18 protein-coding genes and 2 pseudogenes are annotated in these 24,000 nt (G+C 67.8%); 11 read left to right on the top strand and 9 right to left on the bottom strand.

Annotated features, from left to right (window positions below; all coding sequences use genetic code 11):
* Positions 1–31: 31 nt before the first annotated feature.
* Together ACVTJA_RS43410 and ACVTJA_RS43405 are read right to left on the bottom strand one after the other, a co-directional pair.
* On the bottom strand, positions 32–211 hold the full coding sequence (locus tag ACVTJA_RS43410; RefSeq protein WP_465829543.1) for a hypothetical protein: 180 nt from the start codon (positions 209–211) through the stop codon (positions 32–34).
* A 186-nt stretch (positions 212–397) separates the two neighbouring features.
* Positions 398–787, bottom strand: a pseudogene (locus ACVTJA_RS43405) (IS4 family transposase); the annotation flags it as partial.
* Between ACVTJA_RS43405 and ACVTJA_RS43400 the strand changes: the two are divergent.
* The 6 genes and pseudogenes from ACVTJA_RS43400 (at position 767) to ACVTJA_RS43375 (ending at position 4,562) form a co-directional block, all read left to right on the top strand.
* Positions 767–1,183, top strand: coding sequence for an HK97 family phage prohead protease (locus tag ACVTJA_RS43400; protein ID WP_465829542.1), 417 nt, complete (start codon positions 767–769; stop codon positions 1,181–1,183). The pseudogene ACVTJA_RS43405 and the gene ACVTJA_RS43400 sit on opposite strands and share 21 nt — an antisense overlap.
* Positions 1,092–1,394 carry a hypothetical protein gene (locus ACVTJA_RS43395; protein WP_465829541.1) on the top strand — a complete coding sequence of 101 codons (303 nt, stop codon included), beginning with the start codon at positions 1,092–1,094 and terminating at the stop codon, positions 1,392–1,394. The genes ACVTJA_RS43400 and ACVTJA_RS43395 overlap by 92 nt, the downstream gene beginning before the upstream one ends.
* Positions 1,391–2,473: pseudogene (locus ACVTJA_RS43390) on the top strand (phage major capsid protein); the annotation flags it as partial. The gene ACVTJA_RS43395 and the pseudogene ACVTJA_RS43390, both read left to right, overlap by 4 nt.
* Positions 2,474–2,639: 166 nt before the next feature.
* Entirely contained in the window at positions 2,640–2,771 is a 132-nt protein-coding gene (locus ACVTJA_RS43385) for a hypothetical protein (protein ID WP_465829539.1), read from the top strand.
* A gap of 130 nt (positions 2,772–2,901) precedes the next feature.
* Positions 2,902–3,810 (top strand): DUF6310 domain-containing protein, encoded by a 909-nt coding sequence (locus ACVTJA_RS43380; RefSeq protein ID WP_465829538.1) that lies wholly within the window; start codon positions 2,902–2,904, stop codon positions 3,808–3,810.
* The gene (locus tag ACVTJA_RS43375) at positions 3,807–4,562 is read left to right on the top strand and encodes a DUF5953 family protein (protein ID WP_465829537.1); all 756 of its coding nucleotides are present in this window, start codon (positions 3,807–3,809) and stop codon (positions 4,560–4,562) included. Before ACVTJA_RS43380 ends, ACVTJA_RS43375 begins: the two co-directional genes overlap by 4 nt.
* 311 nt (positions 4,563–4,873) lie before the next feature.
* Here ACVTJA_RS43375 and ACVTJA_RS43370 read toward each other — a convergent pair whose 3' ends face one another.
* Positions 4,874–5,332, bottom strand: a complete 459-nt coding sequence (locus tag ACVTJA_RS43370) for an SMI1/KNR4 family protein (protein WP_465829536.1) — start codon at positions 5,330–5,332, stop codon at positions 4,874–4,876.
* A 483-nt stretch (positions 5,333–5,815) separates the two neighbouring features.
* Between ACVTJA_RS43370 and ACVTJA_RS43365 the strand changes: the two genes are divergently transcribed.
* The gene (locus tag ACVTJA_RS43365; protein WP_465829535.1) at positions 5,816–7,657 is read left to right on the top strand and encodes a S1C family serine protease; all 1,842 of its coding nucleotides are present in this window, start codon (positions 5,816–5,818) and stop codon (positions 7,655–7,657) included.
* 8 nt (positions 7,658–7,665) lie between these two features.
* Here ACVTJA_RS43365 and ACVTJA_RS43360 read toward each other — a convergent pair whose 3' ends face one another.
* A complete protein-coding gene (locus ACVTJA_RS43360) occupies positions 7,666–8,790 on the bottom strand; it encodes an FAD-dependent monooxygenase (RefSeq protein WP_465829533.1) in 1,125 nt (374 codons plus the stop codon).
* Positions 8,791–8,984: 194 nt separating this feature from the next.
* On the opposite strand from ACVTJA_RS43360, the gene ACVTJA_RS43355 reads away from it, so the two are divergent.
* The 3 genes from ACVTJA_RS43355 to ACVTJA_RS43345 are packed head-to-tail and all read left to right on the top strand — an operon-like array spanning position 8,985 to position 11,977.
* A complete protein-coding gene (locus tag ACVTJA_RS43355; RefSeq protein ID WP_465829531.1) occupies positions 8,985–9,968 on the top strand; it encodes a TetR/AcrR family transcriptional regulator C-terminal domain-containing protein in 984 nt (327 codons plus the stop codon).
* Between the two features lie 32 nt (positions 9,969–10,000).
* Positions 10,001–11,566: an eCIS core domain-containing protein gene (locus ACVTJA_RS43350; protein WP_465829529.1), complete on the top strand. Its 1,566-nt coding sequence runs from the start codon at positions 10,001–10,003 to the stop codon at positions 11,564–11,566.
* Between the two features lie 3 nt (positions 11,567–11,569).
* Positions 11,570–11,977 carry a hypothetical protein gene (locus ACVTJA_RS43345; RefSeq protein ID WP_465829527.1) on the top strand — a complete coding sequence of 136 codons (408 nt, stop codon included), beginning with the start codon at positions 11,570–11,572 and terminating at the stop codon, positions 11,975–11,977.
* Position 11,978: 1 nt separating this feature from the next.
* On the opposite strand, the gene ACVTJA_RS43340 is transcribed toward ACVTJA_RS43345, so the two are convergent.
* The 5 genes from ACVTJA_RS43340 to ACVTJA_RS43320 form a co-directional block, all read right to left on the bottom strand.
* Positions 11,979–13,172 (bottom strand): alpha/beta hydrolase fold domain-containing protein, encoded by a 1,194-nt coding sequence (locus ACVTJA_RS43340; protein WP_465829526.1) that lies wholly within the window; start codon positions 13,170–13,172, stop codon positions 11,979–11,981.
* Complete coding sequence (locus tag ACVTJA_RS43335; protein WP_465829524.1) at positions 13,169–16,414, bottom strand: TIR domain-containing protein; 3,246 nt, start codon at positions 16,412–16,414, stop codon at positions 13,169–13,171. Before ACVTJA_RS43335 ends, ACVTJA_RS43340 begins: the two co-directional genes overlap by 4 nt.
* A gap of 4 nt (positions 16,415–16,418) precedes the next feature.
* A complete protein-coding gene (locus tag ACVTJA_RS43330) occupies positions 16,419–17,036 on the bottom strand; it encodes a hypothetical protein (protein ID WP_465829522.1) in 618 nt (205 codons plus the stop codon).
* A gap of 347 nt (positions 17,037–17,383) precedes the next feature.
* A complete protein-coding gene (locus ACVTJA_RS43325) occupies positions 17,384–18,346 on the bottom strand; it encodes an AAA family ATPase (protein WP_465829520.1) in 963 nt (320 codons plus the stop codon).
* Positions 18,347–18,358: 12 nt separating this feature from the next.
* Complete coding sequence (locus tag ACVTJA_RS43320; RefSeq protein WP_465829518.1) at positions 18,359–19,594, bottom strand: toll/interleukin-1 receptor domain-containing protein; 1,236 nt, start codon at positions 19,592–19,594, stop codon at positions 18,359–18,361.
* A gap of 349 nt (positions 19,595–19,943) precedes the next feature.
* Here ACVTJA_RS43320 and ACVTJA_RS43315 point away from each other — a divergent pair, with 349 nt between their 5' ends.
* The gene (locus ACVTJA_RS43315) at positions 19,944–23,960 is read left to right on the top strand and encodes a myxosortase-dependent M36 family metallopeptidase (RefSeq protein WP_465829516.1); all 4,017 of its coding nucleotides are present in this window, start codon (positions 19,944–19,946) and stop codon (positions 23,958–23,960) included.
* Positions 23,961–24,000 lie beyond the last annotated feature (40 nt).

Here is a 24,000-nt window from a genome sequence, read left to right as displayed (position 1 = left end):
AAGGACGAAGCCGCCCTTCAGGGGACGTCTCTCACGCCTTGCAGTACCAGGTCATCTGGCGCGACGTCGTCGAGTGATACACGTCGACGTACGTCGTGGACCCGGTCGTGCTCCCACACAGCCAGCGGAAGCGGTTGTCGGACACGTACACGCGCGTCGTCCCACGAGGAATGGTGACGTACGTGCCGCTGCTGCTGAGCATCTTCAGCATTGAGCTGCACGGGTCGATGGTGGTCCCCAGCAGGATGGTTCACCTGCTGGCGCCGGCCATGAGCAGGGCCCGTGCCATGCGGCAGGCGAGGGAGTGTCCGAGGGAGGCGGACCGTGGGGGGCGTGAGGCAGGCATTGCTGGTGACGCTGGCAACTCCTGCCGTGCGGGACCTGAAGCATCCCCACATATGACACCGAAGGCTTCGCGGAAAACGGGCTGTTCGCGAACGAGTTGGCCGAAGAGTTCCATCAGCGGTCGCAACTGGGCCTCGGGCATCATGGGCAGGGCTTGATAGTAGAAGCAGCCTTGGCGGAACAGAGAGCAGGTGCGGCTCTTGACGGTGTTGGCTTTGAGGTAGCGCTCCATGCCCAGTTGCTCCCCGGCAGCTCCCAGCAACGTCAGCAGCGAGAGTGCCAGCGCACATACCAGCAGCAATCGGTCGCGTCGCTCCGGCTCGGTGATGCTCACGGCCGACAAACCCAAGCCGAAGCGCAAGTCCTTGATGTCCCGGAAACTCTCCTCGGTGCAGAAACGGCGACTGTAGAGCGCCACGACTTGGGAGGCGCTCGTCTCACCGACGGCGCGCAGGCTGCACTCACGGGAGCTGAGCCGCCGCTTCCCATCGGCAAGGGGCGCGTCTACGTCGAAGGCGACGCGCTGATGATCGATGTCGAGTTTGACGACGAAGACGACTTCGCGCGCAAGGTCGCGAAGGGCATCCTCAACGCTGTCTCAGTCCGCTACCTGATGCTCCCGGGCCATTACCGGCAGAGCGAGCGGGGCGGCTTTGACTGTGACGCTCAAGAGCTGCTCGAAGTTTCGATCGTGACGATCCCGGCGAACGCGCGAGCTGTGCGCGCGAAGTCGCTCGACGGTGCGGGTGAAGACATCGTCGAGCGCATCGCGAAGCGGGTCGTCGAGCTGCTCGACGCGCGAGCCGAAGGCCGACGACGACGAGAACGACAAGTCTGACGCGGCCGACGAGCAGGGCGCAAAGCCAAACAGTGGCGACGAGCCCGCGCCCGCGAACGAGAGCAAGCCCGAAACGGGCGAGCCGTCGCCTGCCGATGCGCCAAAGGCAGACGACGAGGACGACGAGGCGAAGGGTCTCGACGCCGCCGAAACCGCGAAGGGCTTCGTCGAGGCGTTCAAGGGCTACATCCGAGGGGGTGACAAGGAATGACTCGCGAGCAGGTCGCGGAAATGGTGAAGGCGCTCGGCCCCGAGGTCGCGCGTGAGCTGATCAACGCTGCGGCCCGAAGCGCCCCCGGCCGCGTGGGTACAGACAGGACGACGCGCGAGGGCAGCGTCTACGCGAGCGTCGCGAACTTCGGCGCGTTCACGAAGAGCGTCATCGCCTTGGGTCGCCGCACGGGCGCGGCCAAGCTGATCGACGCCGCGAAGCGCTTCGGCAATGCCGACGTGCAGAAGGCGGTTCAGCTCAGCAAGTTCGACAGCGCGGGCGTGCTCGTACCGATCCAGCAGAGCGGCGAAGTGATCGACTTCCTGCGGCCCGACGCCGCGCTGCTCAAGCTCGGCGTGCGAACCCAGCCGTTCAAGGGCGAGTTGCACATGGGCACGTAGATGGGGACTTCGGTCTTCAAGTGGGTTGGTGAGGGGGAGACCGTCCCGAGGAGCGCGCCGAAGTACGGGAAGCTCGTGCTCAAGGTGCACAAGGGGATGGTCCTAACCGACATCAGCAACGACCTGCTGCGCACGCCGGGCGTCGGTGACGCGGGCGTCGGTGAGGACATCCGCGCGACCGTGGCCGATGGTCTCGACGACGCGGGCTTCAACGGCGACGGTACGGGCGCGCAGCCGAAGGGGCTCTTCGCTCAGCTCGACGGCGCGCACACGTTCGCCAACACGGGCACGACCGCGTCGGCCTACCTCGCCGACATCGACAAGGCGGTCGAGCTGCGGCTGACCGCGCACGTTCGCATGGGCGCTGCGGCGTGGGTCATTCACCCGACCCGCGCGACCGCGCTGATGCAGCTCAAGGATTCGGGCATCTTCATCTTCCGTCAGGAGATGCTCGACAAGGGGACGATTCGCGGCTTCCCCTTCGTGATGACGACGCGCGTCCCGGTGACGCGAATCACGTTCTGTGCCGACTGGCGCCAATTCATCTACGGCATCGACGAGGATCTGATCCTCTCCGAGCACGACACCCGCGCCGAGTACGACGAGACAACCATCCGCGCGATCGTGAAGGACGACTTCAAGCTGCGCCAGCCGAAGGCGTTCAGCTCGATCACCTACCAACCCGAAGGCGTGATACCGCGAAGACCGCCGACGAGTGGGGTGCCCCCGGGCTTACGGTCGCCTTCGGGCACCTGCACCGACCTGGTGTGCATGTGAAGGCAGGTCGCAACGCAACTGCCGGGCAATCGCGATCGGCGCGGGGCACATCCTCGATCCGGACTGGATGAAGGGGCGCACCGGTGGGTGGGAGAACGAGCTGCTCATCGCGCACCTGATGCCGGCGGGGCACGTCGCGGCCTACAGCGTGCCGCTCGTCGGAGGGGCGTTCATCTGGGGTGGAAAGGTGCACCGCTGAGCTGCGGCGGCTCGGACTGGATGCACTCGGTTCTGGCTCCCCAGGGGGCCGCGCTGCGAGACTTGGGCGCGGTCCGAGCACCCTCGCTGTCGAGCGTGGCGGGCGGAACCCCATTTGTAAGGACGTGACCATGCGACGCCGCGCCTGCGCCGCACTTCTGCTCTTTCTCTCAGCCTGCGCTACGTCGGCGCCGAGCCCGAAAGGCCCAGCGGCCCGGAACCCGAGGGTCGCCAACCTCCAGAGAGCGGCGACGCTGCCGTGGGCGGATGGGGGGCGATGCGTGGTGCGGGAGGCATCCAACGAATGGGCCGTGCTTGTGGAGCGGTGCTATCACGCGCTCGATCATGATCGGATCGAGTTTCACGATGTCACGGGAAGATGCTCTGTCGCCTCTGCGGGGGCCGCTGCTATTGGATTGGGTGTCTGCATTCTGGTGGCACCCGAGATAGTCATTGGGGCCGTGATTGTTGTTGGCGTGGTGGTGGTGGCAGTCGCCATCAAAGAGGAGTTGGATGCATACCGGAGGGCATCTCGTGAGCGAGCCAAGACCGAGACTCAAACGCGGCCATCCAATGAGCAGGATCGTTTGACGCACCGCAAGCCCAATCCCGAGCCATCAGGGCAGGACTTGTTTCCTCCGGTGTCTACCGAGCCATTGGAGCGCGATCGCCGCCCGGAGTGCGAGGCCATCCCAGTGCCGCGCGCATCCAAAGATGATCCGCATAACGAGTGCGCCGACAAGTTTCCGCCCAACCGTCATCCCGGCAGGGACGTGAGCGTGGCAGGAATACGCTTTGATGCGCTGCAAGTCGGCGTGCGCGTGCTGTGGGAGATCAAGACCCATCAATTTGATAAGTACAGTGCCTTCGTCCAGGAAATGGAGATCAAGAAGGAAGTCAAGCAACTCAGAAAGGAGCGAGCCATCGCCGTGGCCTGTGGATATGACTTCGTCGTCGGGGTGAGCACCCAAGCGCACAAAGCCGCTCTGCTGCAAGAGGATCCGTTCCTCAAGATCGTCGTCACGGGATGCACACGATGACTCAGCAAACAACCCTCCACCTTATCACCTACGCGCCTGCGCTCGTGAGCAAAGACGGCCGCACGGTTGACGTCATCCATGGAATGGAAAAGGCGCTCCCCGGCTTGAGGCTGAAGTGGCGGCTCTCAGACAGCGGGCGCCCCATCCCATTGACACAACGCGATGCATGGCTCTTGGAAAACATTGAGGACGGGGAATTCCCTATTGTGTGCAACGGGGACAAGAGTTACCCCGTGACGGTTTCTGGAATGGAAAATTCGGGACTCTTCAGCCCAGGCGGTCAGCCCCTGTTTGAAGTCCATGCGAAGTTGCCGCTAGATGCAGCGGTTATCGCGGCAGCGGCGGCTGTGCTTGAAGCCGTGGCGGAGGGAGCACGCGCCTTCTGGGGACGTGCAACACCAGACGCCGCTGCGCTAGACATCGCGTATCAAACAGCACCCACGTTGCAAGGACCGCCGTCCCCACGCCGGGGGCTGCCCGCACTGAAGCTCTTCCATCACCTCCGCTCGCCCGAGATTCCCGCTTACCTTGGGTGGCTGAACTACTGGTCTGCCGCTTCCGCGAAGGCCATCGGGTTCCCGGACCCGGCCCGCGACGCCGACCTGCTCTCACGAGCGCTGCGCACGGCATCGGGCGGGTGGGTCGTGCAGCTCACCGATGCGCCGCTCGATCTCGACAACCCCGCCCACCTGGACGCGCTCCTGCGGGCCTATGAGCGCTTCCCGGAGATCGGCGGGCGCTCAGCACCTTGACCCCTCCGTGCCGTGGTGCGGGGCCAGTTCCCCAGCCGAAGGAAGGGGGCGCTGCGCGGGCGCAGTCGGTGCTAGCCGAGTGGTGCGGCCCGGACATCGGGCCGGGGCTTTGAAGTCGGTGGGTGCGCATTGGGCGGCGTCGCGGACGCGGCCTCCATCGCGGTGACAGCGCGGGCCGCGGCGCTGCCAACCGATTAGAGATGGCCCGCGTCACCGTGCACACCGCCGCCGTGACGCGAAGCTGGCCGCGCGCTACGCGAACGCGTGCGCCCCGGTGGCGCCGCCTGTTGACGCATCGAGCGCGGCGCCGCTCATTCCTTGAGCCAGAACCACCGCCCGTTGGAGCGGAGAGCGCCCGCGAGAAACGCAGAGAAGGAGCCGGAAATCTCTTCGCAGTATTCCGGGTGCGGGAACGCCTCGTTGTAGCCATCCCGGATGGGGTATCGGCCCTCGTGCTGCCGGCTGACGTCGAGGAGAATGAAGTTGCTGTCCTGCACCTCCCCGAGCGCATACCAGGATGCAGGGCCCGCCGCGTCGGTGTCGCTCTTGCGCATGACCACGCGGGCCCGGTGAATCTGCGCCAACGGATAGAAGCGGAACTCGAAGTCCAATCGGTCAAAGAAGTCGGCGCCATCACAGTGAAGGTAGAAGGCGCGCAGGTCAGGGTCCAACCGCCATCCCACGCGCTGCTCGAATGCCGCAATCTGTTCGTGCGTCGCGGGCGGGTTCGGGAAATGGAGCCGAGACACCTCCTCAAGCAACGGTGCCATGGGGACGGGTCTACTTGACATATGGGAGCCTGGGTCCCGCGCTGTTCCACAGGGGAGTCCCCGCGTAGCACTGGTTATAGAGCCCGAACAGGTCCTGATGCAGGTCCTTGGGGCCAGGCCTTCCATTGCTTGCGGGCCGCTTCGGTGGCTGACGGGTTGAGCGTCCCGTAGTTGCAACAACAGCTCGCCATGGGGTACCGGCTTCCCGCCTGCGTCACCCTGCCCTCGAAATCCAAGTGGATGTCCGCAGGCACACTGACCACTGGACCCACCCACCGGCGAGAGGGGCTGGTCTGGCGCGAGCCGCCAGGTGAAGAGGGGTGGCTGCTGGTGGACTGGCCGCGTGGTCTGAAGTGACGCGGGGCGAGCCTCCACGTCGGCAGGGTATGCTCGCGGGCACACCTGACGCGTCGGAGCGGCGAGCCCTCTCGAAGGGGCTGCTGGCCCTGTTGGCCGGGCGCGAAGCAGGCGGGCAGTGGGGACATGGCGAAGATGTCGGTTTCAGTCGATGAGCGGTGTCTCCGGTGCGGTGCGCCGGACACGGGTGAGCGTGCGCGCTGCGTCTGTGGGGCCAGCCTCCTGATGGACGTGGTGTTGAAGGACGCGGTGCGCGACGAGCGCCAGCGCTTCAGTCTCTCGCGCGCCCTGGCGCTGCTCGGCCCTCCGGCGCCTTCCTTCTCGCAGGCCCGCACGGTGCTGGCGATTCCGGGCGACCGCGTGGCTCGCGGCGTCTCCAGCGCCTTCGCGCGGAAGCTGCTGGACGTGCTCGCGAAGCACGGCGCGGATGCGTACCTCCAGCCCTCGGAGCTGCCCGAGGCCACGGCGCCCCGGCGCTCGTCGCGGGTGGGGCTCGTGGTGGCGCTCGGCGTGCTGGTGCTGGGCAGTGCCGCGTTCGGCGTCTGGGTAACGCGCTCTCCCGCGCTGCGGCAGGCGGCGCTCGAGGTCTCCGGCTGGGACCCGGGCGGCCCCGCGCAGCCGGCGGGGCCAGCACCTGAAGAGGGAGCGCTCTCCACGCAGGACATCGCGAAGCTCGCGTCGCCGAGCACGGTGAGCCTGCGCTGCGGCGGCAAGACGGGCTCCGGCTTCTTCGTGGACACGGAGCTGGTGCTGACCAACGAGCACGTCGTCTGCCCGATTGGAAAGGTGATGGACGTGGTGCTGCCGGACGGGCGGCAGCTCCTCGGTGAGACGGTGAAGTCCGACGCGGACCTGGACCTCGCCACCGTGAGCGTGGTGGGAGCGAAGGGGACGCCGCTGAAGCTGGGCGACGTGACGCTCCTCCAGCCGGGCGACAGGCTCGTCTTCATTGGCAGTCCCAAGGGGATGGACTTCACCGTCCACGAGGGGAAGGTGGGCTACGTGGGCCGGGAGTACCTGGGCACCGGCTACGTGCAGTTCAACGCCTCGGTGAATCCGGGCAACAGCGGCGGGCCGCTGCTCAACGGGCGTGGCGAGGTGGTGGGCGTCGTCTCCATGAAGGTCAACGACGCGGACGGCATGGGGCTGGCGCTGCCCATTCCCTACGCTCGCAAGCTCATCAACGTTCCCACCACCCAGGAGGCGACGGCGCGCTGGGAGGAATTGCTGGCGCGGGTGGCTCGCGACGAGCAGCGTGAAATCCAGCGCTACCAGCAGCAGACGGAGGAGCCGCTGCTCCTGTCGGTCCGCCACGTGGGGGAACTGGGGCTGGTGGCGCTGCTCATCGAGCGCTTCGACACGCTCCCGCGCCGCGTGGTGCACCGGGTGGAGATGGAGTCCGAGGGGAAGACGTGCTCGCTCACCCTGGACATCGATTACTGGCGGCCGGTGCGCGACACCATGTCCGCCGAGGAGGATTCGCGGCGCCTGCGCTGGTTCGCGACGAAGGGGCTCACCCAGGGCGTATACGTGGGCGCGGTGCGGCTGCCGGTGGAGGACTGCACGCTCACCGGGGCGGGCAACGCGTCGCTCCGAATGGAGGGCGCGGCCGAGGACGCCGAGCACTTCGACGTCCCGATGAAGGACTTCCACGCCTCGCGCGAGGAGTGGAAGCGCAACAAGGGCGGCATCCAGATGTGGCAGCAGTCCCTGTGGCAGCGGCGCGCGGAGGCGGACCGCTCGCGGCAGGAGGCCGACGAGTGGCGCTCCCAGTTCAGCCGGGCGCGGGCCCGCGTCACCGCGCTGGAGGAGGAGAAGAAGAAGCTGCTGGCGGACGAGGCCGCCGGAGGCGCGGCCACGAAGCGGCGCTGGGAGGTGGAGGTGGAGCTGAAGCTGGCCCAGGGGCAGCTCGCGGACCTGGAGCGGCACGCCGCCGAGAAGAACGTGCCCACCTCCTGGCGGCAGTAGCGGCGGCGTCAGCTCCGGTAGTCCACGAGGGAGATGGCGGTGGCCGCCTCCCGCATCGCCTCGGGGGGAGGCGGGCCCTTCATGTCCGGATGCGCGAGCGACTGGTTCTTCTGGACGAAGCCGCGCAGCCGCTGCTCGTAGGCCGGCAGCGCGGTGGTGAGGTCGCCGCCCGCGGCCTTCAGCTCTCCGGCCAGCACGTACGCGCCCACCAGGGCCATGCCCGTCCCCTGTCCCGCCATGGGCGAGCCGCAGTAGCCCGCGTCGCCGACGAGCACCGTCCGGCCGCTCCACCAGCGGTCCATGTGAAGCTGGCTCATGGAGTCGAAGTAGAAGTCGGGCGCGTCCCACATCGTCTTCAGCAGCCGGGGGACCTCCCAGCCCATGCCGGCGAACGCGTCCGCCACGAGCTGCTTCTGCCGATGGGTATCGCGCCGGTCGTACTCCAGGGGCGGTGACTGGAAGCCGAGGATGACGCGCGCCTCGGTGTTGTTCCGGGCGCTGAACATGCCGGCCATCCTCCCCTCCTCCTGATGGAACACCTGCCAGTGGTCCAGGTTCAGGTGGTTGGGGGCGCTGAACACCGAGAGGTACGTGCCGAGATGCCGGATGAACCGTGCCTCCTCTCCGAACACGAGCGTGCGCACCCGGGAGTGCAGTCCGTCCGCGCCCACCACCAGGTCGAAGGTCCGCGGCGTGCCCCGCTCGAAGGTGACGTGGATGCCTTCGCCGTCCTCGGTGAGCGAGGTGACGGAGTCGCCGAAGCGGTACTCCACGTCGTCGCACGTCGCGCGGTGGAGGATGTTCGCGAGGTCGTCCCGCATCAGCTCCACGTCGTCGCTATTCGTGGCCCCGCCGGTGAGCGTCTCCTCGGTGGTGGACATCAGCGTGTGGCCCTCGCCGTCCACGAAGGACATGCCCCGCATCCGGGTGTGCGCCCCACGAATCTCCGTGAGGAGGCCCATCCGCTCGGCGACAGTGCGCGCGGCGCCCCGGACGTCGATGGCCTGACCTCCGCCTCGCAGGCTCGGCGCGCGCTCCACCACGGTGGGGCGGAAGCCGTGCTGGTGCAGCCAGTACGCCAGCGTGGGCCCGGCGATGCTCGCGCCGGAGATGAGGATGTCGCGTGTCTTCATGGGGCTCTCCTGGTCGGGTACGCCGTACGCTTGTGCTGCGTACGGTGTACGCAGCACTCGGGACAAGCTACGGCGCTCCGAAGCGCTCCTGCAACTCGGATGCGTCTGTGCTAGGACAGCCGGACCGTGGCTCCTGGGGTGCTGTCGCCAGGAGTGACGCTGTACTAGTACAGATGTCCACGAAGGAGGCCTCGATGCGCCGGTCCGGAGAACCGCCCTACGTACGAATCGTCACCGAGCTCCGCCGCCGCATCGCCACGGGAGAGCTGCGCGCGGGAGACCGGGTGCCCTCGACGCGGCAGGTGGCGAAGGAGTGGGGCGTCGCGCTGGCGACGGCCGCCAAGGCGCTGGACGCACTGGGGCGCGAAGGGCTCACGCAGGCGCTACCCCGCGTCGGCACGGTGGTGGCTCCGGCCGTTGCCGGCATCTCGCCCGCATCTCCGTCTTCGCGGCGCCGCCCATCCGTCGAGTCCGACGAGGACCTCTCGCGCGAGCGCATCGTCCGCGCCGCGGTGGCGATTGCGGATTCCCAGGGGCTCGCGGCGCTGTCCATGCGCAGCATCGCCACGCGCATGGGGGTTCCTCCCATGTCGCTGTACCGCCACGTGCCCGGCAAGGACGACCTCGTCCTGCTGATGGCGGACGCGGTGATGCGCGAACTGGAGCTTCCCCGCGTGCCACCGGCCGGCTGGAGGGCTCGGCTGGAGGTGATGCTGCGGCTGCAGTGGACGCTGTATCGGCGTCACCCGTGGCTGGCGCGCGTGCTCTCCCTGTCGCGGCCCCAGCTCATTCCGGCCGGCATGGCCCACACCGAGTGGGCACTGAGCGCGGTGGATGGCCTCGGGCTCGATGCGAGCACGATGCTCCACGTGTGTCTCACGGCGGTGAGCTTCGTGCGGGGCGTCGCCATCGAGTTGGAGGCCGAGAGCGAGGCCGAGGCCGAGACGGGCCTCACCAACGAGGAGTGGCTGGTCTCCCAGGAGGAGCCGATGTCCCGCGTCATCCAGGCGGGGCGCTTCCCCATGCTCTCCCGCATCTCGGAGGAGAAGGACCTCGTCTTCAACGTCGACACCCTCTTCGAGTTCGGCCTGCCCCGGCTCCTCGATGGCCTCGCTGTCTTCCTCGAAACAATCGGGCGCCGGAGCCCCACTGGACGCGGGAGCCCGCACTCACGGTAAACTGGGAGAGTTTCGAAAAAGGGGGAGCAGCAATGAAGATTCAGTCTCGGATACCGACGCAGGTACCTCGCAGGCCCGATGAGTCTGGCAGGGAGCCGGCGGGGAAGAAGGCGGAAGTCTCACCACGGACTTCGGGAGAGGCGACGGCGCGCAGGGCCGGCTTCTCGACGGTGAGTGAGTTCAGCCGCCCGAAGCCCGACATCCAGTCGGAGTTCCGGCGCGAGTTCGGCGCGCTGGCTTCGGACAAGGAGAAGTTCCACGACACCATGCGCACCGTGTTCGGCGACGGCTACAACGCCGTGCAGGCCGAGCAGTACCGGCAGAAGGCGCAGGCCGGAGACTTCTCCTGGCTGCCCCCGGTGAAGCAGGTGCCTGCGGACCAGTTGACCGGAGCGAACGGCGCGTATGACGCCGAGTCCGGCACCGTCTACATCAACCAGGACCTGGACCCCTCGTTGGCCGCGTCCACGTACGTGGAGGAGGCGGGGCACCACCTCGACACGAAGCTCAACTCCAAGGACTCGGCGGGTGACGAAGGCGAGTTGTTCCGCCGCGTCCTCTCCGGCGAGAAGCTGACGTCCGCGCAGGTGGCGGAGATTCGCGCGGAGAACGACAAGGGCACCATCTACGTCGACGGCAAGGCGAAGGAGGTCGAGTTCTGGAACCCCTTCAAGGCCATTGGCAACGCGGCGAAGGCCGTGGGTGGTGCCGTGGTCGGCGCGGCGAAGGCCGTGGGCGGCGCCGTGGTCGACGCGGCGAAGGCCGTGGGCAACGCGGTGGGCACTGCCGCGAAGGCCGTGGGCAATGCGGTGGGGACCGCCGCGAAGGCGGTGGGCAACGCGGCGAAGTGGGTGGGCGTGCGCCTGTTCGACGGCGTGCGCGGCCTGGCCACCGGCGCGCTCAACACCGTGGTAGGTGCGTTCCGCAACGTCGGCGAGGGCATCGGCACCTTCTTCGGGGGCATCGGCAAGCTCTTCCAAGGGAAGTTCGGAGAAGGCTTCAAACAGATGGGCCTGGGCCTGGTGAAGACGTTCGTCCAGACGCCCGTCGACGCGTTCCTGATGATGGGAGGCCGCGCGCTCAGCGCCATCCAGACGCTGATTGGCGTGGAGCCGCCGGGCCGCAAGCTCACCGGTGACGAAATCAACACGCTGCGCTCCGTGTATGGCGACAGCATCGATTACTCATCCATGCGCATCAAGGAGGGCAACTCGGGCCTCTTCAGCACGAGTGGCCGCGCCTTCACGCATGGCAACACCATCTACATTCCCAAGGAGGACCTGCCGCTGACGCCGGACCTGCTGGTGCACGAGTCCGCGCACGTCTGGCAGCACCAGAACGGCGGCACGGACTACATGAGCGAGGCGCTGTGGGCGCAGAACGTCGGTGACGGCTACGAGTTCGAGAAGGGCATCAAGGAAGGCAAGTCCTGGAGCCAGCTCAACCCGGAGCAGCAGGCGGAGCTCCTGCAGCAGGCCCAGAAGGCGGGCTTCTTCAACTCGCCGGGTGGAGGGACGTTCACCTACAACGGCACGGACTACACCGCCTACCTCAACGATGCGCTCGCCCAGATTCGCGCGGGCAAGGGAGCCCCGTAGCCCATGAGGTCGTCACGCGCCGCCACGCTGCTGCTCGGCTTCACCCTCCTGTTCTTCGCCGCGTGCCGCCCGAGAGTCCAGGTGGCACTGGCGTCCGGGAACGAGCGGCTTCCGTCCCCGAGCTTCGTGGTGGAGGACCCGGAGCACGAGGACCGTCCCCGCTATGACACGGTGCAGGTGATGGACCGGGCGGGGCAGATGTTCTGGCAGGTGCGTGCCGAGCCGTTTGGCGACACCGCGAGCGTCCGTCAGTTCACCTACGGCGAGACGCTCCAGGGCTTCGCCGTGCTGGAGGAGCCCAAGCCCCTCCAGCCCGGCGGGCGCTATGTCGTCTTCGTATTGGGGAGCAACCGGGGCTCTCTGCACTTCGACGTGGACGCGGAAGGCGGCGTCCACGCCGTGGAGCCGTGATTCAGGGGGCGGGGCGGACTCCGACGGGCACGTACTGCTGGAGGAACCGCCCCACCTCGGCCCGGGCGAGCTGACGGCCGAAGCCGCCGTCCCAGACGTCGAAGGCGTGCTCCGCGTAAGGCAGCGTGAAGAGCTGGTGCGGCACGCCGTCCTGGGCGAGCCGTGCGGACAGCACCTGTGACGCGTGCGACGGCACCACGGTGTCCGCTCCTCCGTGGATGAGCAGCGTGGGAGGGGCTTTCGGGCTCACGTGGGTGAGTGGGGAGAGCAGCGCGTACAGGTCCTGGTGGCCGTCGAGGGGCACGCCCGTGAAGCCCTCCAGCACGCGTCGGGAGCCCGCGCGGTGCCCGGCATGGGCGGCCAGGTCGCTGGGGGCGTAGAAGCTGATGACCGCCTTCACCGACGTGTCCGCTGCGTCGCAGGAGGAGGAGAACCGCGCATCGCCCGAGGCGTAGGCGACGAGGGTTGCGAGGTGTCCGCCCGCGGACTCGCCGAAGAGGACGAGCTGGTCCGGGTCGATGCCGTATTCGGAAGCGTGGGCCTTCACCCAGGCGATGCCGCACCGGATGTCACCAGGGGCCTTCAGGCCGGTGGCGGGTGGGAAGAGCCGATAGCCGAGGCTGATGACCGGGTAGCCCAGTGAGGTGAGGAAGCCGGCCCACGCACGGGCGTAGGCGCGCTCTCCCGCGCTCCAGCCTCCTCCGTGGACATAGAGCACCGCGGGCCGGGCGGCGGAGGCCGGGGCCTCGGGGAGGAACAGGTCGGCCTGCAGGTCGACACCGTCGACGGTGGCGACGCGCACCGTCTGGCTCGGGAGGGGACGCTGTGCCACGAGGGGACGGAAGTACTCGCGGAGGCTGAGCGGGATGTCGTGGGTCCGAGCCAGCCACCACGCGGAGACGACGGGCATCAGCGCGGCGTAGAGGAGGAGCAGCACGGCCGCTGTCGAGCCCCAGCGTAGCCATGCCCACTTCCCGGACGGAATCGCGTAGGCGGTGAGCAGCGCGGACACGAGGACCGGCAGCAGCAGGAGGAGGCTGTACTCCCGCAGGATGCCCTTGAGCAGGTTCACCAGCGCGGGCGCCCAGGGTGGCGCGAAGAACACCGCCACCAGCAGCAGACAGCCCGCGGGGTTCAGGACCGCCAGGACGGCGAGCAGTGCCAGGAGGCGGGAGGCGCGGAACAGGCGTTTCATCCGGAAGGGGTCAAAGTCGTGCGCGGTGGCGGGCCTATGCTGTCAGGCGGCGCGGGGGGCAGGAGTTGTTCCATCTCCTGCGCCGTCAGCTCGGCCTGGGCATGTCCGATGGCACGACGATAGTCCACGAGTCGCTGCATGAACTCCCTGGCGGCCTTGAGATTTCCCTGACGCGCACGGAGCCGCCCGAGGTCCCAGGAGGCGAGGGCAATGCCGCGTTCGTCGCGGAAGGCTTCGGCGAACTCCAGGGCTTCGATGTATCGCGCTTCGGCCTCACCCAGCGAGCCACGCGACATCTCGACATTTGCGATGCCGAGGAGCGCATCGACTTCGAGGCGCACATCGGCTGCACTTTGCGCAAGCCTTCGGGCTACCTGGTACTCCTGTCTGGCGGTATTCACGCCATCCTCGGCCTCAATCCATGCAGAGACATGTTGGACAAGAGCGCGTTGATAGCGAGTCAGTGAGCGCTGATTGGAAAGCAGGGGGGCTGAGACCATGCGGGCCTCCTCCCGGCTTTCCATGTCGACATGCATCCTCGCGAGCTCGGAACGTATCTCGATGATTGTCAATGTGGCGCCAGTCGTTGAGTTCGCGGTCTCCAGGGCCGTGCGAAGGGTCAACAGGGCTTCATCATGTTTTCCAAGGTCAGCGAGCGCGAGTGCGAGGCTCAGCATGTGGAGTGCATATCCAGGATGGCTCTTTGTAATTTCTGCCAAGATGCGCCGTTGCCTGAGTTCGTACTCGGAGGGCGGTCTCCGGAGCCTTACCAGGGGCTCCGTGCCGATTGAGTCCCAGTCAGCCAATGCGACGCGGCTGGTTGCGAGCGAAAAAGCCTTTTCGAAATTAGGCCATTCGCGGTCGAAAGCTTCAATGGCATCCGCGCGTGCGGAGCCTCCCTCCCGGTACTGCCGATTGAGCTTCTCGAGGAGAGTATCGAAGTAGTTTGAATGCGATAGCGTTGCATTCAGCGAGTCGGACAGTTCGGGGTCGGCCTCTGTTACCTGCCGGACGGGCTGCCACAGCGTGAACCGCCCGACGGCCGTTGAGGGCTGCAAGAGCCCGAGGTGCACCATCTCCACCAATAGGGACTCCTGCCTCTCAGGGCGTACGGGCATCAGTACCTTCTTACTCAGGTCCGCTTCCTGTGCGCTGAGTACCGCACGTGCCGCCTCCATATCGAAGCTCTCTGGAAACACCGAGAGCACGCGGGCACGTTCGAGGAGCGAGGCGTAGTTGGAGATGGAAACGTCGGGTCCCCGCCGGGTGAGTTCCTCCGCGACCCGACGAAGCGGGCCTGGGAGATAGCCGCACGCCTGCGCGAGCCTCCCGGCCTCGTCGCCAACCTGGGGCGCGACCGTACGCAGGAGTGTCGTGGCCGCTCCTGGGTGGAGCCCCTTCAGCGCGACATCGATGACCTGGAGGAAAACGCGGTCGGAAAAGTCCATGAAGGAGTTCTGCTGACGCGAGGTGAGGACCAGCCGCGAGCCGGGCCCCGGAGCCAGGGCTTCCAGCTCCGCGGCAGGAAGGTTGTGCTCAGCGGATGGGTCTGTGAAGCCATCGATGACCAGCATGAGCTTGCGTTCAGCAGTCAGCTCGCGATAACGCGCGAGCGCACCACGCGGGTCATTGCCTGTTTCCACATTCAGTGCGTCGAGGACATCGCGGGCCACTGCTCGCGCGCTGAATGGGGGCGCGCCCTCGCGCCTCTCCACGTAGAACGTCCCATCAGGGAAGTCGGCTGCCGAGGCGGCAGCGATTCGGCGAACGAACTCCGTCTTGCCTGCACCGGAAGGCCCGTGAATGAGGAGGATGGAAGCGCTCTTCTGAACGGCTTCCATCGCAATCTCCAGCTCTCGCTTGTAGCCAAAGAACACGGGGTCGGGTGGAGGAATCCGGAGAAGCGCACCGGTTTCCAGAGGTTCGATGGTGTGCTCGTCACCGAGCAGCGTGCGCAGGCGGACACGCCCTCTTTGAAGTGCAATCCGCTCCGGTCTCGAGGGGTGAAGCTCCAACCGGCGCCACGACCGGACCGTCTCCGACGGCCTCTCCAGGGCTTCGAGGATTGATTTGGAGAGGTTGTCTCGGCCGGTATGGGACGCGTAGATGCCCTGGATGGAAACGAGCGCCTTGGCATCCGGCCAGAATCGAGCGAGGAGTTCCGGGGTCGCCGAGCCCAGATACACGGGAAGCAGGGTGAAGCGGTTGCCCTCTCTGCGCAGCTTCTCGAGGAGGGCTTGGACTTCCAGGGCGCTCCAATTGCTTTCGAGAAATCCCCCCGAGATGAGCACGATTGCGGCATCGCTCTGGCGGATCTCCTCCTCCAACGCGGACTGCAGGGACGCGAGTTTGAGTGTATCTACCCCCAATACCTCGTGGTGCGCGGAGCGGAGGGTCTGGACCATCTCCGCATGCACTGGGGCGGTCGTGCTCAGCGAGGAGCTGATGAAGACCCGCCGGGGAGCCGGAGGCTTCTCCGTCAGTACCTCGACATCGACGACCAGGGGCTCGGTCCTTGGCACCTCGATGCCGGGCCCTGTCGTCCGGCTCTCGGGGCCGAGCTCCACGTATCCGGTGAACAACTTCACCTCGAGCCGGACGCGCTTCATCTTCTCCCGCGCCATCGGCCCCAGCCATTCAGGCATTCCCCCTGAGGGCGGAGCGGGAAGCGTCAATCCCTCTCCAAGGCTCAGCCTGGCCGCGTCCGCTAGACCCTGGGCCTCCTCCAGGTACCGCAGCTCGGGCGGCAGTCGTTCACTGACGCCAGCGGCCCAGTGGCCCAATCCGGACTCCGGATTCCGCACGAGCGCGGCGAGCGCCGAGCGCAGCAGGGTGCGGGTGCGCTCATGCGCATCCGGCGCGCGGCAGAACTGGAGGTAGTTGAGCTCCTCCTCGACGCGCAGCACCGGCGAGAGCCAGCGATGCGCCTCCTCGGTCATCCTCCAGACCTGCTCGTAGCGCTCGGTCCCCCTGGCCGCGAGCCGCTCACGCAGCAGGGCACCCACCCTCTTCTCGAAGACGATTCCCTGCGGGCTCCGGAATGCCACGAGGTCGCCGAGCCAGACGTCTGCTTCGAGCGCGGGAGAGGTACCCGGCATCAACGCGAGTCGCAGCCGCCTCAAGAGATGAGGATCGACGCGGACCGCGAACGAAGCCAGGCAGGCCAGCTCGAAGGCCTGGGGCTGTTCCCGTGAGACCTCCTCGACGAGCCTGCGTGCGGTTGCGAGCGTGCCCAAGGCCAAGGCCTCACCCCCTCTGGAGGACGCCGTGTACGGCCCGGGCCACCGTCAGGCTGCGGTCCCAGTGGAAGAGGTCCATTACCCGCGTCACGGCGGGAGGCCATCGCTCCGGAGGGTAGGGGACGAGCGCCCCCACCGAGCACCCCGCCCGGCGAAGCTGTTCAGCGAAGGCAATCCACTCCTCCGGGTGGGCGGGAGCTTCTCCAGGAGGCGGAATCCCGAGGCCCAGGTCCGTCACGCACAGGATGCGTGCGCCCAGGCGTGGCACCCGCTCGGGGCCATAGGACTTCCACCGGCGCCGGATACCTTGCCCACACCCGCGTGAAGGGCAGGCCACGAAGTGCAACACCTCCAGGGCGCCTCCAGCGAGGTTGCCGAGCTCGCGCTCCAGTCCCGCCAGGTCGAGATGGAAGGGCAGCATGGCATCACTGCGGTCGACCAGCAGTTGCACGCCTCGCGCGAGCGTGGGAACGCGGCGGTACGGCAGACGGAGCAGCGCCTGCCCGCGCGCGACGGAGCTCAGGATGCCGTCGATGTCGATGGGACCCTCTCCCGGAGCCGCCGCGAGACCTCCCAGGATGGCTCGGGAGCGGAGCGGGTCGAGCAGCGGCGCGGGTGCTTCCATCGTGACTTCTAGCGGGGGTTCGGGAGGAAGAGGTGGTGCCGTGGCAAGCCAGTCGGGCAGGGTGGGGCTCGGGTTCCGCGTCGACTTGATGGTCAGGGGAATGGGGATTCCGTCCGGCCCCGGCTGGGGGCTCGGTGGGTGGGCTCGCACGGGAGGCGGAACCGGGATGTTCCCGGGCGGACCTGGAGGCGGAGGCGGGAGTGGAGGCTTGGACTCCTCGACGTGTGAAGCCTCATCACCGGGACGCAGGAGAAGGGCAGCGATGGCCTTGCGCGTTGCCTCGTCTTCCGGACGCAGCCGGGCGAAGGCGCGCGCCAGGTCCCCCAGGTTGGACGAGGCGTCGCGGCTCACTTGCCGGGCCCCTTCCGTCCGTGCTTCCAGATGGTGGACTCAAGCAGCTTCTCGAACTCCGGGGTGCCGGCTCCAATCTCCAGCTCCCGGCACCCCCGGAGGGCGTCGACGTACTCGGCGGCGCTCACCGTCGGCTTGCTTCCAGCGGGCCCCAGTAGGGCGTCCGCCACTGCGGTGCGCAGCCCCTCGGCGAGCCCCGGGAGCTGAGCCCGGCCGATGTCGAGCAACCACTCACGTCCGGGGTACTCGAGCTTGAGCTCGACACACCGGCGCAAGAAGGCCTGCGGAAGCTCGCGCTCATCATTGGTGGTGATGATGAGCAGCGGTGCGCGCGCGGCCGCCGTCTTGACGAGCTGTCCCGTCTCCTCGACCTGGAACTGGAGGGAGCCGAGGGGCACGAGGAGGTTGTTGGGCGTGTCCGGGTCCGCTTTGTCGATTTCGTCGATGAGCACGACGGCACGCGGGTGCGAGCTGCCCAGGTTCGGGTCGTTGCTCCGCGCCGTGCCCTGTCCGCGCATGCCGAGCAGCCGCTGCGTCCTGGCGGCTTCCTCGTCGAAGGCCCACCACAGGACACCCGGGACGACATACGGGGCGTAGTCGGCTCCGAGCCTGTGCCTGGGAGCCTGGGCGTCATGGAGCCGGCGGAGCAGGTCCACCTGCCACAGCAGGTCCCGGGCCTGGGTGCGGGAGGTGACGACGTACTCGTAGTAGCGCCAGCCCAGGAAGTCCGCCACGCTGCGGGCCAGGGAGCTCTTGCCCGTCCCTGATGGGCCGCGAACGAGGAGTGGACGCTGCGTGGCCAGGGCCACGTTCACGGCGAGGACGATTCGTTCGTCGCCATAGACGTAGGCCACGTTCCGGCGCTGGTCTCCCGCTTCCGCTGAGAGCACCGGCGGCGGCTCGACCTTGCGAGGAGGGTCGAACACCTTGCGATAGCGGAGCAAAGGGGTCTCGGACATGGGGCGGAATCCTCAGGAGGCCTTCAGGTACCTGCTCTTCTGGTGGAAGAGTTTCCAGAAGGGTTGTTCGGTTCCCGGCTCGAGTGTGGGCTGGAGGAGTTCGATGTTCGCCTTCCGCGCCAGTTCCTCGTGCACGACGGCGCTTCCGGTCAGGAAGAAGAAGGTGACGCCGGGGAACGCGTTTCGGAGTTCCTGGATGGCGGGCAGGTCCAGTCCATGGAACGGCAGAGCCACGAAGACAGGCTCGTTTTCATCCGTATAGACGCGAACGGCTTCCTGTACCTCTTCGGGCGCCGGAGACGCTGCCTTGAGCTCGTAGGCCAGCGCCTCTCGGATGCGCTCCTTCAGGTTCTCGATGCCCTTGCTGTCCATGACCCCGTCCACCTTCGCCACCTTCCACGCGTCGCTGGGACGGATGGGACAGGCCCCCACCACATACAGCCAGGCCGTTTCACCTTTTTCACCATTCAAGGCCAGCAGCCCGCCGCGCTTCACGACCGCGGGAATCTCGGCGGTGGAGCGGCAGTCCACCCATGAGGTGGCGATGAGTGTCACGGCCTCATCGAGGTCCGTGGGAGGTGGCAATTGCTTGCGAAAGAATCGGACCCCCTTGGGTGCCCGCTCCAGGCCCGCTTCCATGAGGGCAAGGGCGACCTTCATGGGCAGCTCCAGCCCGGGCGTCCAGGGTCCCAGTCTTCCCGCGACCTCCCTGGCCGCGAGAGCCAGGTCCTTCGGGTCCACATTGCGGAGCAGCCATGACAGCCGCTGGGCATTTCGTTCCGCTGGAGAGTCAGGAGAGCGGACGTGCTGGTCCAGGTAGTCCATGACCTGCTGGATGGCTTCGTCCCGAGGGACGTTCTGGCGGACGGCCTGAATCTCGGCGACACCGGAGGGCCCGAGTGCGCTCGCCTCGACACGCTCCGCGGTGACAGGGGGGATGATGACGGAGATGAGCTGGAACCGCCCCTGCTCGCTCCGATGCCGGTAGGCGAGGAGGCTGGCCTCGTACGCCACGTGACGTGAGGCCAGTGCCGCCTCGGAGAGCAACAGCACCGCCGCGTCGCATCCACCAATCCAGGCGTTGAGCAGCGGGCGCCAGTCCTGGTTCAGCTCGATGTCCTCGTCCAGCAGCACCGGGTACCCGGCGGCCTCCAGCCGTTGCACCAGCGCGTCCCGGTACTCCTTCCCCACCGGCTCCTTGGTGGAGTGGCTGATGAAGATGCGGGGTCGGGCTGGAGGGTTGGGCATGGGCGGAACGGTGGCGCAGGACGGCCGCTGCCCATCATATGCGCTCCGCTCATCTGTCCTTGGCCCCGTCCAGGCGGGTGTCGATTCACCCTGCCTCCCGCGACCAGCATTCATCCGTCCGCAGGACCTCTCCGAGCTCGACCGGGCCTCCAGGAGACCTCGGGCGCGCCTTCGGTCCGGGAATCAGCCGGGGGCTGCCTCCATCTTGGCGAGGACGTGGAGGGACGTGGAAGGGGACATACAAGCCATGAAGCTAGTGAAATTTGCAGTTTGATTGCGACATGAGCTTGCATTGCGCCGTTTCTCTTGGAGTCGAGGGGGCCGGACTCTGGAAACGGGAGCGTACAAAGTGATTCGCAGTCTTCTGGTAGCTACAACAGTCATCGTGGCGGCAGTGGCACGACCCGCCCATGCCGCCCGGGAGCTTCCCACGGTGGACGCCTTCGCTCGCGTCCAGCCGTCCGGGAGCGAGCCGAGCGCCCGTGAGCGGGCGAAGGGCGTGGAGGTCGCCCACGAGGAGTCCCGGCTGGGCGTTCCCACCTTCGTCTGGGGGGCGCGTCCCGCGCAGCCCGGCCTGAAGCGCTCCCAGCCGGTGCCGCCCGAGCAGGCGGCGCGAGAGTACCTGGGTGAGCAGGCCGAGCTGTACCGGCTGAGCCGTACCGACGCGCCGCACATCCCCGTGCGGGGCGTCCACCGCGCGCGCAATGGCGCGAGCATCGTCACCTTCGGGCAGGAGGTGAATGGCATCGAGGTCTTCCGCCAGTCGCTGAAGGTGCTGATGGACTCGGACAGCCAGCTCGTCGCCATGTCTGGCTATCTGAGCCCGGTGGCCTCCAATCCCCGGCTGGAGAAGGCCGCCCCGGCCTTCACGCTGGAGCCGCGCGAGGCCATCGCGCGCGCGTGGAGGGATTTGCACGGGGACCCGCTGCCCGCGGTGAGCCTGTCGCTCACGGGGCGTGCCCAGGGCCCCTACACCCACTACGCGCTCACCCCGGGCCCGCGGCTCGTCGTGTTCTCCTCGCCCGCGCGCGTGAAGCAGGTCTTCTTCCCGCTGCCCGACGCGCTGGTGCCCGCCTGGTACGTGGAGCTCGACACCACGCCCGCCAACGGGACGGACGGTGACATGTACGCCTACGTCATCTCCGCGGCGGATGGCCAGGTGCTCTTCCGGCACGACCTGTCCTCCCACCAGAGCTACACCTACCGCGTGTGGGCCGACACGCAGAGCCCGTACATCCCCTACGACGGCCCGCAGGGCAACGCGGCCACGCCGCACCCCACGGGCCTGCCGGACGGCTACCAGGCGCCCTTCGTCTCGCCCAACCTCATCACGCTGCAGAACTCGCCCTACAGCCGCAATGACCCGTGGCTTCCCGAGGGCGCCTTGGAGACGACGGGCAACAACGTGGACGCGTATGTCGACCTCGTCTCGCCCAGCGGCTTCGGCCCGGGAGACCTGCGCGGCAGCCTCGGCGCGGGGGGCATCTTCGGCGACGGCTATGACCTGGGGCTCGCGCCGAGCGTCTCGGACGCGCAGCAGATGAGCTCGGTGGCTCAAATCTTCTTCGTCACCAACTTCCTGCACGACTGGTACTACGACTCCGGCTTCGACGAGGCCGCGGGCAACGCGCAGACCCACAACTACGGTCGCGGCGGCCTGGAGGGGGACTACCTCCGCGCCGAGGGCCAGGACTATGTCGGCCGCAACAACGCGAACATGTCCACGCCTCCGGACGGTACGCGGCCCCGCATGCAGATGTTCGTCTATGACACGCGCGGGTTCCGCACCCTGGAGGTGTCGCCGGAGCACCCCTTCGCGGGGAACTGGGTGGTGGGCGTCTCCGCCTTCGGGCTCCAGCAGTATGACGTCACCGCCGCTGTCGCCTTCGCCGAGGACAGCGTGGCGGTCCCGGGCGGCACCGTGACGGATGCGTGCGAGCCGCTGACGAACGCCGCGGCGCTGGCCGGGAAGATTGCCCTCGTGGACGCGCAGGGCTGCGACTTCCCCACCAAGGCCGAGCGCGTGCAGGCCGCCGGCGCCGTGGGGCTCGTCCTCATCCCCCAGTTCGAGGGAGACACGTTCTTCCCCGTGCTCGGCCGGGCGCCCTCCGTCACCATCCCCGTCGTCTCGGTGGACCAGGGCCTGGGCGCCTCGTTCCGCATCCAGCTCCCCCAGAGCGTGGCGCTCCGGCGGCAGGGGACGGACCGCGACGGCACGCTCGACAACACCATCATCGCCCACGAGTGGATGCACTACATGTCCAACCGCCTCATCGGCGACGCCCTCGGCCTGACGAACAACCAGGGCCGCAGCATGGGCGAGGGCTGGGGCGACTTCTCGGGCCTGTTGATGGTGGCCCGCGAGGGCGATGACCAGGTGCCCTCCAACGCGAACTTCAATGGCGTCTACGCGCGTGGCTCGTACGTCAACAGCGGCGGTGAGAACCAGGGCTACTACTGGGGCGGACGGCGCTACCCGTACACCACCGACCTGACGAAGAACCCGCTCACGCTGCGCTACACGCAGAATGGCGTCCGGCTGCCCGACGACATCCCGGTGAACTTCGGCCGCTCCGGGCTGAGCAACTCGGAGGTCCACAACTCGGGCGAGTGGTGGTCGGTGACGCTGTGGGAGTGCTACACGGCGCTGCTGCGGGACAAGCAGCGCCTCACCTTCGCCGAGGCCCAGCAGCGGATGAAGGACTACCTCGTCGCGTCGATGAAGCTCACCCCCAACGCCCCCACCTTCCTCGAGGCGCGCGACGCGCTGCTCGCCGCGGCGTATGTCAATGACCGGGCGGACTTCGTCCTCTTCGCGAACGCCTTCGCCAAGCGCGGCGCCGGGACGCGCGCCATCGCGCCCCCGCGTGACTCCGCGGACCATGTCGGCCTGGTGGAGAGCTTCGAGACCGGCAAGGACGTGTTGATGACCGGCGTGGAGGTGGTCGAGCAGAAGGGGACGGGGATGTCGTGCGACGACGACGGGACGCTCGACACGGGCGAGACGGTGCTCCTGCGCATGTCGCTGCGCAACAGCGGCGTCGCGCGGCTGACGCAGACGAGCGTGACGCTCACCACCAACGCTCCGAACGTCAGCTTCCCGCTGGGGGCGACGGTGCAGGTGCCGCCCACCGACCCGTTCCAGGTCGTCACCGTGGAGGCGCCGGTCCGGCTCTCCGGCCCGGCCACTCCGGGCGTCATCACCCTGACGATGACCTACCGGGACGTGGAGCAGACCACCCCTGGGGTGCAGACGCGGTCCGTGACGCTGCGGGTGAACACGGACGAGGCGCCGGGCACGGGCATCGTGGAGACGGTGGACGCGGTCAACCACTCGTGGCGCCTGGAGCAGCAGTATCCGGGCGCCTTCCCGTGGACGCGCCAGCATGACGCGGGGGACATGGACTGGTACTTCCACGGACCGGACAACAGCACCAACTCGGACACGCTCCTCGTCTCGCCGCCGTTGCAGGTGGCGTCGTCGGGGCCGTTCCGCTTCACGTTCCAGCACCGCTACGACCTGGAGCAGGACTACGACGGCGCCGTCATCGAGCTGAGCGAGGATGACGGACTGACCTGGACGGACATCGGCCAGTTCGTGACGCCCTCCTACAACGGGTTCGTCCTGCCGGACGGTGGGAACCCCATCGAGAACCGGATGGCCTACAGCGGCCAGAGCGAGGGGTACCCCGAGTTCATCCAGGGCGTCGCGGACCTCGGCACCGCGTACGCCGGGAAGACGGTGCGCATCCGCTTCCGCGTCGGCACGGACGTGAGCGTCGGCGCGCGGGGCCTGGACGTGGACGACCTCCAGTTCGAGGGCCTGGCGAACACTCCCTTCACGACGCTGGTCGCCCACCGCGGCCAGTGCACCAACGTCAACCAGGCGCCGGTGGCGAACGCGGGCTCCGCTCAGACGGCTCTCGAGGGCGCCGTCGTCCAGCTCAGCGGCAGCGGCACGGACCCCGAGGGCGCCACGCTGACCTACGCGTGGACGCAGACGGCGGGGCCGGCGGTGGTGCTCGCCAATTCGAAGTCGACGCGGCCCTACTTCCGCGCGCCGTCGGTGACGAAGGACACGGACCTCACCTTCCAGCTCCGCGTCTCCGACGGTGTGAATGTGAGCGCCCCGTCGTCGGTGACGGTGCGGGTGCGGAACATCCCCGGGAGCCTGCAGGGCAAGACCACCTCCGAGTCCGGCGCGGTGGATGAGGCGAGCGTCACCGGGGCGATGTCGGCTCCGGGCTGGGGCTGCTCGTCGGGTCCGGAGGGCTCCGTGCCGGGAGCGGCGGTCATGCTGCTCGCGGCGCTCGGCCTCGCGATGCGGCGTCCTCGCGCGCAGGGGACGACGGGCTCGAAGCGCTGACAACGGGCGGGACGCGCCGGGCGGAGGAAGGCCCGGCGCG

The organism is Pyxidicoccus sp. M6 (assembly GCF_055568925.1).
This window is presented reverse-complemented; position numbering and strand designations above follow the sequence as displayed.